The organism is Edaphobacter modestus, assembly GCF_004217555.1.
Classification (GTDB): Bacteria; Acidobacteriota; Terriglobia; order Terriglobales; family Acidobacteriaceae; genus Edaphobacter; species Edaphobacter modestus.
Map to the genome: position 1 here is coordinate 5,224,347 of NZ_SHKW01000001.1, position 12,113 is coordinate 5,236,459.

The 12,113-nt window shown below is 55.5% G+C and carries 8 protein-coding genes and 1 pseudogene; 4 read left to right on the plus strand and 5 right to left on the minus strand.

The genetic code is table 11. The features are described from left to right. Positions 1-293: 293 nt before the first annotated feature. Positions 294-1,424 carry a homocysteine S-methyltransferase family protein gene (locus BDD14_RS22035; RefSeq protein ID WP_130421285.1) on the plus strand — a complete coding sequence of 377 codons (1,131 nt, stop codon included), beginning with the start codon at positions 294-296 and terminating at the stop codon, positions 1,422-1,424. Beyond that, positions 1,421-4,159, plus strand: coding sequence for a methionine synthase (metH, locus tag BDD14_RS22040; protein ID WP_130421287.1), 2,739 nt, complete (start codon positions 1,421-1,423; stop codon positions 4,157-4,159). Before BDD14_RS22035 ends, metH begins: the two co-directional genes overlap by 4 nt. Here metH and BDD14_RS22045 read toward each other — a convergent pair. After that, positions 4,156-5,241 (minus strand): uroporphyrinogen decarboxylase/cobalamine-independent methonine synthase family protein, encoded by a 1,086-nt coding sequence (locus tag BDD14_RS22045; RefSeq protein ID WP_165420189.1) that lies wholly within the window; start codon positions 5,239-5,241, stop codon positions 4,156-4,158. The genes metH and BDD14_RS22045 overlap by 4 nt on opposite strands. Before the next feature lie 738 nt (positions 5,242-5,979). On the opposite strand from BDD14_RS22045, the pseudogene BDD14_RS34015 reads away from it, so the two are divergent. Both BDD14_RS34015 and BDD14_RS22055 read left to right on the plus strand, forming a co-directional pair. After that, positions 5,980-6,344: pseudogene (locus BDD14_RS34015) on the plus strand (hypothetical protein). A gap of 516 nt (positions 6,345-6,860) precedes the next feature. After that, on the plus strand, positions 6,861-7,151 hold the full coding sequence (locus BDD14_RS22055) for a DUF5110 domain-containing protein (RefSeq protein ID WP_242618269.1): 291 nt from the start codon (positions 6,861-6,863) through the stop codon (positions 7,149-7,151). Positions 7,152-7,219: 68 nt separating this feature from the next. On the opposite strand, the gene BDD14_RS22060 is transcribed toward BDD14_RS22055, so the two are convergent. The 4 genes from BDD14_RS22060 to BDD14_RS22075 form a co-directional block, all read right to left on the minus strand. Then, positions 7,220-9,199 carry a PQQ-dependent dehydrogenase, methanol/ethanol family gene (locus BDD14_RS22060; protein ID WP_165420190.1) on the minus strand — a complete coding sequence of 660 codons (1,980 nt, stop codon included), beginning with the start codon at positions 9,197-9,199 and terminating at the stop codon, positions 7,220-7,222. A gap of 216 nt (positions 9,200-9,415) precedes the next feature. Next, positions 9,416-10,312 (minus strand): aldo/keto reductase, encoded by an 897-nt coding sequence (locus tag BDD14_RS22065; protein ID WP_130421297.1) that lies wholly within the window; start codon positions 10,310-10,312, stop codon positions 9,416-9,418. Positions 10,313-10,370: 58 nt separating this feature from the next. Further along, a complete protein-coding gene (locus BDD14_RS22070; RefSeq protein ID WP_242618119.1) occupies positions 10,371-11,396 on the minus strand; it encodes an aldo/keto reductase in 1,026 nt (341 codons plus the stop codon). Between the two features lie 122 nt (positions 11,397-11,518). Further along, entirely contained in the window at positions 11,519-12,025 is a 507-nt protein-coding gene (locus BDD14_RS22075) for a cupin domain-containing protein (RefSeq protein WP_130421299.1), read from the minus strand. Between the last annotated feature and the right edge of the window lie 88 nt (positions 12,026-12,113).

Sequence of the window (12,113 nt, forward strand, 5' to 3'; positions counted from 1 at the left end):
TCTCAGTGCCTACCGCGAACTGGACTGAGAGTTCACTGTAGGTGACCAGCTTCAGTTCCCACATTCCAACCGCGATTTGGGCATCCCTAACCGAAAGTCCTGAACCGGAATGAGATAATCTAAAGAGAAACCTAAATGCGTCGGGACAACGCGGATGAGTGTGCGCCTACAGTGGTAAGTGTCCGGCGTGAGATTGACCTGAAATGCCTGCCCCTTTATTGCGGCAGGAGCAACAATGCGCGGCTATGCCGCTGTAAAAGCAGCATAGCCACGCTCAAGGCCACCAGGGAGACATGACAAGAGCCCACCAACATCCTCTTCAAAAGATCCTCGACAGTCGCATCGCCATCATCGATGGGGCGATGGGCACGACCATCCGCACCTATGACATGAAAGAAGCTGACATTCGTGGGGAGCGGTTCAGGGATGCGAGGAAGGACCTGTTGAACAATGGCGATCTCTTCACCCTTACTCAGCCCAAGATGATTGGTGATATTCACCGCCGTTTTCTGGAAGCCGGCGCGGACATCATCGAGACCAACACCTTCGGCGCGACCAGCATCTCTCAGAGTGAGTTCTTCGTGGACGATCCGCGAGAGCACGGTGGCCGGAAGGATCCCGCGTTCTATCAAAAGATCATCGACGATCCTTTCCTCAACGACCTGGCCTGGGAGATCAATGAGCAGTCGGCCCGCCAGTGCCGCGAATGGGCGGATCGTGTTGGCAATGCGACCTCGCGTCAGCGATTCGTAGCAGGGGCGATCGGACCGCTGACGGTTTCTCTTTCGAACTCTCCCGATGCCGATGACCCGGGCTTCCGGGTAATGACCTTCGATCAGGTAAAAGTTGCCTATGCGCAGCAGGTGCGTGCCCTCATCGCCGGTGGTTCGGACCTCCTGCTGGTCGAGACCATCTTTGACTCGCTCAACGCCAAGGCCGCGCTCGTCGCCATCCGTGAGGTATTCGATGAAGGTGGTAAGGAGCTTCCAGTGATGATCTCTGCGGCAGTCGGGCGTGGCGGAGAGACGATGATCTCCGCGCAGACGATTGAGGCATTCTGGAATGCGGTTCAACATGCGAAGCCACTGTCGGTGGGGCTCAACTGCTCTCTTGGACCCGATCTGATGTATCCGTTCCTTGAGGAGCTCTCGGGGAAGGCGGACGTGGCGATCTCAGCCTATCCGAATGCTGGCTTGCCCAATCCGCTTTCGCCGACCGGTTTCGATCTGGAGCCGCAGGACATGGCGCGATATCTGGCTGATTTCGCACGGGGAGGGCTAATTAACATCGCCGGCGGCTGCTGCGGCAATACGCCTGAGCACATAGCGGCGATCGCCAAAGCACTCGAAGGCCAGCCTCCGCGAAGGCTGGAGGTGGCGTTACCTGACGAATCTTATGCGCCCGAGAGCGAGAGCGTAGCATGAGCGTCCTCGAGAGCGTTCCCGTGGTGGTGACCAGAGACATAAAACCCCTCCGTCTGTCGGGGTCACAGCCGTTCACCCAACAACCGGGCGTCTACATCATGATCGGGGAGCGGACCAATGTCGCCGGCTCGCCAAAGTTCGCGAAGCTGGTCAAGGATGGCAAGTACGAGGAAGCGGTGAACGTGGCTCGGCAGCAGGTCGAGAACGGGGCGAACGTGATCGACATCTGCATGGACGAGGGCATGATCGATGGCGTTGCGGCGATGACTCGTTTTCTGCAGTTGCTGGCGAGCGAACCTGAGGTCGCCAAAGTGCCCTTCATGGTGGACTCCTCGAAATGGGAAGTTATCGAGGCCGGGCTGAAGTGCCTGCAGGGCAAGGGCATCGTGAACTCAATCTCGCTGAAGGAAGGGGAAGAGAAGTTCCGCCGGAACGCCGCGACCATTCTCAAGTATGGCGCTGCGGTGGTGGTGATGGCTTTCGACGAAAAGGGCCAGGCTGCGACGTCCGAGGATAAAATTCGCATCTGCGAGCGCGCCTACCAGATCCTGGTCGACGAAGTTGGTTTTCCGCCCGAAGACATTATCTTCGACCCCAACATCCTCACTGTTGCCACCGGCATGGAGGAACACAACAACTACGCGGTAGACTTCATCAACGCCACGCGCTGGATCAAGACCAACCTGCCACACGCGAAGGTCAGCGGTGGTGTCTCGAACATCTCGTTCAGTTTTCGCGGCAACAACAAGGTTCGCGAGGCTATGCACTCCGCGTTTCTCTATCACGCTATTGCTGCGGGCATGGACATGGGCATTGTGAATGCCGGACAGCTCGAGATCTACGAGGAGATTGAGCCAGAGTTGAAGATGCTGGTCGAGGACGTGCTGCTCAACCGCCGTCCGGATGCGACAGAGCGCCTGGTGGACTTTGGGGAGAGGTTGAAGGCCGCAAGCGCTGGAGGTGCCGTCAGTGAGAAGAAGACCGAAGAGTGGCGTAACGGCACAGTCGAGGAACGCCTTTCTCACGCGCTTGTCAAAGGCATTGACGCGTACATCGACACCGATACCGAGGAGGCTCGTGCCAAGCTGGGCCGTCCTCTATTAGTGATTGAAGGTCCATTGATGGCAGGCATGAGCGTGGTAGGCGATCTGTTCGGAGCCGGCAAGATGTTCTTGCCACAGGTTGTTAAGTCTGCCCGCGTCATGAAGAAGGCTGTTGCGTACCTGACGCCATTCATGGAGGCTGAAAAGGCCGCGATGGCCGCGGCTGGCCAGGTGGTCAGAACGCAGGGAAAGATCGTACTTGCAACGGTCAAGGGCGACGTTCACGACATCGGCAAGAATATTGTCGGGGTCGTCCTCGCCTGCAATAACTACGAAGTCATCGATATGGGCGTGATGGTACCAGCGGAAAAGATTCTTGAGCGTGCGAAGGCGGTGAATGCCGACGTGATTGGCCTTAGCGGTCTGATCACGCCCTCTCTCGATGAAATGGTGCATGTCGCCCGCGAGATGGAGCGTCAGGGGTTCAAATTACCGCTTCTCATCGGTGGAGCAACCACGAGCAGGGCGCACACGGCAATTAAGATTGCGCCGCACTATAGCGAGCCTGTGGTCCACGTGCTCGATGCCAGCCGGGCAGTGCCTGTGACGACAAAACTTCTGAGTGAGGATGGCAAGGCGGAATTCGTAGCGCAGCACCGCGCCGACTATGCGGCGCTCCGCAAGGCCCATTCTTCGCCTCGGCAGAAGGTCGTATCGCTAGAGACTGCTCGCAAAAGGCGCACCCCGATCGAGTGGCGTGCCGAGGACATACCTGTACCTGAATTCACCGGCGTGCGCGTACTTGCGGACTTTCCTCTGGAGACATTGCGTGACTTCATTGACTGGACACCGTTCTTCCATACCTGGGGATTGAAAGGTATTTATCCTCGCATCGTCGATGACGAGAAGCAGGGAGCGCAGGCGCGCCAACTCTTTTCCGAGGCTAATGCTCTTCTGGATCGCATCATCGAGAAGAAGCTGCTCACGGCGCGGGGCGTCTACGGATTCTTTCCTGCTAACGCTGTCGGCGATGATGTCGTACTGTACGCTGACGACAACGGCGGAAAGGTACCTGAGCGATTTCACTTCCTTCGCCAGCAGTCAAATAAGGAAGGCAGCGAGCCATGTCGGTCACTCGCCGATTTCATTGCGCCAAAGGAAACAGGGCTGGCGGACTATATAGGGGCCTTCGCAGTAACCAGTGGGGTCGGCCTAAAGGAGCTGTGCGACCATTTCAGGACCGAGCATGATGATTACAACGCGATCATGGCAGAAGCGATCGCCGATCGCCTCGCGGAAGCCTTCGCTGAATGCCTTCACAAGCGGGTGCGGGATGAGTGGGGTTACGGCTGCGAAGAAAACTTTAGCGCTGCCGAGCTCGTCCAGGAGAAGTATCGGGGGATAAGGCCGGCCCCGGGTTACCCAGCGTGCCCGGATCACACGGAGAAGGGCACGATCTGGCGTTTGCTTGATGTGCAGGCGAACACCGGAATGCTGATTACGGAGTCATTTGCGATGTGGCCGGGCTCGAGCGTGAGCGGGCTCTACTTCGCCCATCCGGAATCACGCTATTTTAGTCTGGGCAAGATTGACCGCGATCAGATCGCTGACTATCACGAACGTAAGGGGATGAGCGTGGCAGAGGTTGAGCGATGGCTTGGACCTAACCTAAACTACGATCCTGCAGGTTAGCTATCCTCGAAGCATTTTTCTTCCGATGTTCCAGCCAAGCGTCTGATCAGTTTGCTCACACCATGCGCGACGTTGAAGGACTCCACTACAGAAGGAGTATCGAGCAGGCCAAGTCCACAGGTTGCTGTGATGATGGCTCGCTCAGCAAGCTTCTGGGGATTGCCCGTAAGAGATGCTGCTTCCAGCCAGCGGATAAAAATGCTTGCTGAATCGACGGCGTTCAGGTGCGGTCTTGTGGGCACCAATCCATAGGCGACTGTTCCTCCTTGATACACGAAGTCGAGCGCATGCGGATCGGCCAAAAACGACTCAAGTCCCTCATGAGCATCGAACGAGAGGATATCCGGCTTTGCGCGGAACATGCGCTCGAACGGGCGCGCCGCGCAGCAATGAAGTCCGGCGTAGGCTCCGTGAGTTCGCGCGTCATTCAGTGTGATCGCTAATGCGTTGAGCCTCTGTTCCTCTGCGATAGGGTTTGCGGCGGATGCCTCGAGGCACAAAGCAGGCTCATCGACAAATCGCAGCACAGGCAGGCCGGCAGATTTCAGGCGATCAATCTGCCAGCAGATGATTTGCGAGACATGAAATGCGATTGCTGCAAAAAGCGCAGGATCAGACAGAAACGGCCGGCCCCGATAATACAGATAGGCCGACAGCGTCACTAGACCCTCAATCTGTCCCTTGACGGCGGTCGCAGACTTGAACAGGCCGGATGACAACGCTTCTTCGAACGCACCAAAGCCTGATGCGTTCGCTGGCGTCAACTCTCCGCTATTCCGGTGAAGGATCTCGATCACTGAATCGAGCCGGCCCTCTTTTACCTGATATCCGTAGCCTTCGTTGCGAGGCTCTATCAGATCTGCGACAGCACCCAGGCCTTGGCCGATAACACTCTCCTGTTCTGAGAGTCGCGGCATCTGCGGCCAGAAGGGAATCTCGGACGAAAATTCGGCAACTGACTGAATTGCCGCTGCCATAGAGGTGAGTGGCAGACTTCCGATACCTGTGACCGCAGCAGCCGGATCAAACGGCATTCGGCGAGTAGGAATTCGATTCGTCTGTGATGGAATCACTGCTCGCACTCTTTCTTTCCAGAGAGCATTGCCGTCAATGCTTTGAGAGCCAGATTGCACAAATTGAATGCCATACGCCCTTTCAGCAGCGGATGGTGTTGATGTGACACCATACATCTGCCAAAGCCCATGTCGGGCCAGTGACATTTCCACCGTATCACGATCTCGTCAAATACCGCAGATACCACTTCGCCACACTCGGTTATGAGATTGCCGCCGTCTCGGCTTTCGCAAGCTCGTCGAATAAGTTTTTCAAAGCCAGCCGGCTGACACAACCAGATAAGCAGAAAACATCTAGCATTCGACGCGGAATGATCATTCTCCTCAACCTATTGGGATAGCCTTTCGGCTCTCCGCCAACCTGACTGACTCCACGATGGCTTGATGTCGTCGTTCCGTTCCGCGGGCGACAAAGGATCTGGCTCAAACATCGTCGCGGGGTTACCGCGATCAAGATATGACTCAATCAATGACCCAAATTGGAAATGTCTCTCTTTTTTCCGATAACTGCACGTCCTCAGCAAGTGAAGCGACCTCCTGTCGTTGAAGGAGGGAGATCGTCTACCACCGTCATTGCGAGCAAGTTAACCCGCAGCGCCGTGTTGAGCAATGTCTTGAGGCTAGAAGTGAAGGGTTGATTATCCGGATCACGGCTCTGAGGGACGACATTCTTCGAGTCCGGATAGCAAGGGGAAGTTCTTCCCGAAGCCCGGACGAACAGTGTACCGACCACGCAGGAACAGGACAGTGGAAGTATCGGGTTTTCGAACCAAAGCGGTACGAGTTCGAGTGGACTGGGAGACGTCGCAACTTACGATTACGGACCTGAACGGAGCTGTCGTCCAAAAAGACGATCCAAATCGCCCCATTGAATTTCATGGAAGCGCCTTTCGGATTTACAAAACGATGCCTCCCGAGGAGCATTATTTTGGCTTGGGGGATAAGCCCGATCCTTAGGCCGTCGAGGCGGAGCATACTCGATGTGGAACACAGATTGGTTCGGCTTTCCGGAATCGACGGACACGATCTATAAAAGCATCCCTTTCTTCCTCAGTGTCTGTCGGGGCAGAGCGGTAGGAACTTTATTCACAACCACTGGAGGACAGTTTTGATTTCGGCAAGTAATCCCATACCGCATATTCTTTTGGCGCCGAAGATGGTCCCCTTAATTACTACGTGCTCTATGATCCGGACGCGAAGCAGGTTCTCGAGGACTATGCGTGGCTGACGGGTCCCACACCGTTGCCACCGCTATAGTCGCTCGGCTTTCAGCAGTCGCGATTCAGTTATGTTCTAGAGACTCGCGTGCTGGAGATTGCAAACCGGCTGCGCTCGGGCCACTGTTTTTGAATTTCCACGCGCAACCACTGACCTTCATCCCATTGATCTCGACACTTAGGGCGAGTTTCTCTTCGGGCGGGATCTGTTGGTGGTGCCGTCACCTTTCCCGGACAGGCTCGATAGTTACACGGCGTTGTTACCATCGACTGGCTGGTACGACTTCTGACGGGAGAGAAAATCATCGGACATGCAGATGAAACCGGGAAAAAGTAGAAGGGACTTCGATCATGATCCAGCCGAAGCTCGAGGTCTTGCCGGTGTTCGTTCGTGAAGGAGCTATTGTGCCGATGCAGCCTCTGGTACAGAGTACGAACGATGTGCCAAATGGCCCACTGACCTTGCGAGTCTACCCCGGAGGCAACTGCCGCGGAACTCTCTATCAGGACGATGGAACGACCTTCGCCTATGAGCGCGGAGGGTTTCGCAGAATGGAGTTCAGCTGCGCGCAGGATGGAGATCAACTAATGCTGCATGTCGGCAGACGTAGGGACTTACGCGGCAAAAGCGTCTTTGGTCCGTCATCGCAAATAATGAAAGCTTGCGTCCGGCGCGTTGGAATCGGCCCCCCCTCCTCGTGAAGCCATCGACATTAAACACAATTCACCAACGAGAGAGATTGGCTCCCAAATATATTTTGGCGTGGCCGCTAGTTCGGCAGGCCGAACGCTATTATGTCCGAGCCGGTTGCGACAGCAACGTATTGTTTGTTGTCGAATAAATAAGTCATCGGCGAGGCATGCGGCGGCTGGCTGGTCTGGAACCTCCAAAGTGACTTGCCTGTCCTTGCGTCTGCAGCTGAAAAAGAATCGTCGTCGGCTCCGTATAGAACTACGTTGCCAGCTGTGCTGAGCACACCGCCAAAAGTATCTCCAGAGCCTGTCTGGGGAAGCTCCCACACCGCCTTGCCCGTATGGATATCGAATGCACGCAAGACACGTCGTCCCGGGTCGGCCGGATCGGAACTGAATGAGCCCCCCATGAAGCCGCGGCCCTGTTGATACTGCATATCGGTACGTGTGTAGATGCCACACTTATCATTGGTCTGGACGTAGTACAGCGCGGTAAGCGGATTGTAGGAGGCCGAATACCAGTTTGACGCACCGTTTAGCCATGGGCAGATCAGTGCGCCTTCATGCGTAGGTTCGTGACCCGGAGCGATAATTGGGCGGCCTTCGGGAGTAAGGCCTGTTGCCCAGGTCAGCTTACTGGTATAGGGGCGTCCCAACAAGAATTTGCCATTGGTGCGGTCCAGCACGTAGAAGAAGCCGTTACGATTGGCCTGAACCATCAGCTTGCGCGGCTTACCTTCCCACAATGCATCGATCAGCGACGGCGGCGCCATAGCGTCGAAGTCATGCACGTCATGTGGGGTGAACTGGAAGTACCATTTCAACTTGCCAGTCTCTGGATCGAGCGCCACGATCGAGTCGGTATAGAGGTTATCGCCAGCTCGATCGTCTCCGATCAGGTCTGGACCGGGATTGCCGACAGGCCAGTAGAGGGTGTTCAGATCCTTGTCATAGGTTCCCGTCATCCAGGTCGCACCGCTCGGATGATCAATTCCTGTTCCTTGCCATGTTTCCGAACCCGGTTCACCACGTTTCGGCACGGTCCAGAAACGCCATGCCTCCTTGCCTGACGTTTGATCGTATGCCGCCACAAATCCCCGCGCGCCCTCATCTCCGCCAGCGATGCCGGATATCACCATTTTGCCAACCACAAGTGGTGCACCGGTGGCGTTGTAATTGTTATGCCAGTCAACCATCTCGGTCTCCCACACGAGCGCTCCAGTGAATCGGTTCAGCGCGATCAGGTGAGCATTATCAGTGACCATAAATACTTTATCGCCAGCGACCGCCGCGCCCCGGTTCGCGCCTCCTGCAGCCACACCGGTGATACCCGGCGTGCGTGAGCGCTGATAATGCCATATCTGACGGCCGCTGCCTGCATCGAGCGCGTAGCACTCGTTGGCAGAGGTTACATACATCACTCCATCGACGACAATTGGGGTCGACTGAACTTCCCTGGTGTTTCGCAAGGTAAAGATCCACTTTGCCTGTAATTGAGAAGCATTCGTGTTGGTTATCTGCTTCAGTTCGCTGTAACGACTGCCGACAGTCTGCCCGTTGTAGCTCGGCCAGTCTGACTGCGAGGTTACAGTCCTGTACTGACCAGAGCTCGTTTTTCGCAGAAGATAAAGCTTATGGTCATTCCCCAGCAGTTGCATATCGCTTGCTGAGCGGTTCAGCGCGATACCTTGAAGCATCTTTCCATCCTGTAGCCTCACTGAGGCGCTTGCCATGGCCGCCCCGTGAGATGGCTGTAGGGTTCGCAGGAAGCCGATCAGGCTTGTACGCTCCTGACCTATGATGTCCGGAAAAGCCGGCATGCCCGATGGCAGGCCATCATGCAGTAACCTTGCAAGTTCGTCGTCTGTACGCAGGGGCACGCGGTCCACAATCGAAGGTGCGAACTCGCCTCCATTCGCGGTAGTGCCATGGCAAGATGCACATCGTGTCGCGAAGACTTGGCCGCCCGCGGTCTGCGACTCCGATGCCATCTTTGCCGTTGGAGAATTCTGCCCTTGAACGTCGCCTGCCAAAAGAAGCGTCAGAAAGCCACTCAACAGAGCCGCTTTCAATGTCCCGCACCCTATTTGCATCTACCCCACCCTAGACAATGATGATAACGGCCACTCAAAAAATCAGACTTTTGAGAGTTGAACCGAATAAGCACGCAAAATGTCGCGTTTGGAGCATGATACCGGCAAACTTTTAGAAAGGCACGGTTGATTACGCGTGGCCTTACGTAAGAAGCAACAACGCGAAGTTTGGCATGAGTTTCAGCCACGTAGACTTGCAGGTGCATGGCTTACAGCGGACAGCCGGTCGTAAGCAGCCTGCGGGAGTTTAAGACCCGCAGCAGCGATATTCTCCTCCAGGTGCTTGACCGAAGATGTTCCGGGAATAGGCAGAATCACTTTGGAACGTTTGAGTAACCATGCCAATGCAACCTGCAAGGGAGTTGCATCAAGGTCGTTCGCAAGTTTCTTGATGGCGTCATGTGCCTCCTTCGCTTGACCGAGGGGAGCCCACGGAAGGAACGCGATATTGTGTTCCTCGCAATAATCCACGATGAAGTCAGATTCCCGGTCCGCAAAGCTGTAGCGGTTCTGCACAGAGACAATCGGAACGATCTTGCGTGCCCTCTCAATGTGTTCACGAGTCACATTTGAGAGCGCGACATGACGAATTTTACCCTGCTCACGCAGCTTGGCCAACGCTTCTACAGACGCCTCGAAAGCGACAGCATTATCGGGAGCATGAAGTTGATAGATGTCGATACGACCCAATTGCAGACGCTTCAGACTCCCCTCCAGCGCTTCGGCGAGATGTTTCGGGCTTGCATTGTGCGTCCATTGGCCCGGGCCCGGGCGCTCCCATCCGCCCTTGGTTGCGATCACTAATCCAACTGGATATGGGTAGAGTGCTTCCGCGATCAGCTCTTCAGAGGTGCCAGGGCCGTAGGAGTCGGCCGTGTCAATCAGATTCACACCGAGTTCAATCGCCCGCCGCAGGGTTGCAAGCGCAGCGGTTTTGTCTACGGGTGGTCCCCAGACGCCTGGCCCGGTAATGCGCATCGCGCCATAGCCCATCCGGTTGACCGTGAGATCCCCACCGATGTTGAACGTGCCGGCAGCTGCGGCAGCTGCGGTTGAAAGAATCTGTTCCTTCTTCATAAGACTGCTCCTTTTCGTGTTGAGAATTTGGAAATGTATGGCAAGCCTATCGCCGACCTCAGGCTGGCACCGGCGCATTTTGCTCGATCAGATTCTGAGCCTTGAGTTCTGCCCAGAACTCGGCAGGAATTTTGGTTTGCATGGAGGTGTAATCCGCAAGGATCTGCTGTTCGCTGCTGGCGCCTACAACCAGGGCTGCAGCGCTGTCAGGCGCGGCAGAGAATTGAAGCGCCGCAGTCCGGAGATCGACTCCATGATTACTTGCAACCTCGCGAAGCCTCTTGCGTTTTTCAAGAAAGGCAGGCGGAATCTTGTATGACTCCTTCCCGTAGTTGTAGCGTGGACTTCCCGTGATAAACCCTGCGTTGAGTGATGAGCCGATCACGAAAGACACGCTCTTGGTCTTGGCCGCCGGAAACACTTGATCCAGGGCATTCTTGTGGTCGATCAGAGAATACTGAGAGGCCAGAAGACATACATCCGGATCTGCGACCTCAAGCAGTCGCATAATTGGCTCTGGCGTGTTGACGCCGATACCCCAGCCTTTGATCAATCCCTCTTCCCGCATGCGGGTGAGTTCAGGAAATGCGCCCTTTCGGGCAATCTCGTACTGCTCCTGCCAGGGTGTCGGAAGATTCTTGTTGTCCGACGAGATGTCATGCACGAAGGCGATGTCGAGGCTGTCAATACCGAGTCTTTGCAGACTGTCTTCAATGGAACGTCGCACGCCAGACGCCGTGTAATCGTAGACCACATCGTTCGGCGAGGGAGAAAACGGGAAATACTCCTTATTCTTCGCGGTCTTCGATGCCTTGAGGAGCTTGCCGACCTTCGAGGAGAGGACGTATTCACTTCGATTTTTGTTGTGAAGAAAGTTGCCGTATCTACGCTCAGCTAAACCCAATCCGTACCACGGAGCCATGTCATAGTAACGAACCCCGGCATTCCAGGCGGCTTCGATGGTGGCATACGCATCTTTATCGGTAACGACCGCGAATTCATTTCCGAGCGGAACCCCTCCTATACCAAATCTGAAAGGCGGCTTATAGTGCCCTTTGTTGCTGCTGCTGACAGCCTGCTCCATACTGCTGCTCCCAATCATTTCTGATGCACCTGACGCAGAAGCGGCTCTGGGCAGAACTGCTGTCGCCACCGCCATGGCCGATCCTTTGATAGTAATGCTCAAGAAATCTCTTCTCGTATTCATCATTTCCTCTCTTTTGAATTAGTTGGCGTCCAGAAATCGTCAGGCAAATTAACAACGATCGGCTCTGGCGTACTTCGCACCACCACCCATCGAAATGGGTGCTCCTTCGAAGGGTTGAGTTCCTGATGTGGCAACCAACTCGGCACATGCAGAAAATCGCCCGCCTCAACAGTGGCCGAGTGCTCTCCGAAGTCGCCCCACCGCACGCAAGCCTCTCCTTCGAGGACGTAAACGACGGTATCCTGTTCGCCGTGGTGGTGAATGCCGGTCTTCGCTAAGGGCTCGACCACAAATATGCCTGCCCATAACGAGGAGGCGATCCCATGCATTGCTGCAATGGCAGACAACCTCAGCGACCCCGGTGTCTGCTGGGTTTCGCTGCTCAGCTCAGCGGGATGCACAACGCTGAGCGTTAATTGCGCTTTGGGTTCAGGTAATCCGCGCATAGCTATTTCCCTTTGAATCGCGAACACATCGGTCAGCGATTGGGTGGACGAGCGAATCATTGGATATGTTTTCCATGCACTCTCCGTATGCTTCGCTATTGATTCTAGCAAAAATGTACTGTACGGTACAGTACATCACTAAAGTACT